Here is a 503-nt window from a genome sequence, read left to right on the forward strand (position 1 = left end):
ATGTATGGTACGCCCCGTTTTGCAAGTGAAAAATCCAAATAACGGCGTTGGTTTGCGCTAATGTATTCAGAGTCTAATTGGGACACTGATTAGTTAGCCCCAGCTCTACGATGAGATCCGCGCCAGATTGTCCTCAAAAACGTGAAAGCACTCTAGTTGCTGTTCTGTCCATCAGGTCTTCAATCTGGTGGTCTAACCGTTTTGTCATCTTTCATTACCATATGCAAATCTAGATTAAACTCTTAATTCAAAGGGCTTGTGACTTGTCATTACTGACCATGCAATCCTCGCTAGCTTATTTGCTAACGCAACTAGAGCAACATTAAAAGGCTTTCGACGTTTCAAATCTAATAACCATGAACCGAAATAGCGTTCAGCAGTTTCTTCCCTCCACATCACTGCTCGTGCGGCATGAACAAAGAGTTCTCTCAGCTCTTTATTTCCTCGCTTTGAAATTCCCAGCATCCGTTGTTTCCCTCCAGTCGAGTACTGGAATGGTACAA

The 503-nt window shown here is 43.1% G+C and carries 1 protein-coding gene; it reads right to left on the reverse strand.

Annotated elements, in window-relative coordinates:
* Positions 1-234: 234 nt before the first annotated feature.
* Positions 235-503, reverse strand: a 269-nt coding sequence (locus IQP38_RS21370; protein WP_193838021.1) for a transposase, incomplete at its 5' end; no start/stop codon positions are given.

The organism is Vibrio sp. OPT41 (assembly GCF_015163595.1).
Classification (GTDB): domain Bacteria; phylum Pseudomonadota; class Gammaproteobacteria; order Enterobacterales; family Vibrionaceae; genus Vibrio; species Vibrio alginolyticus.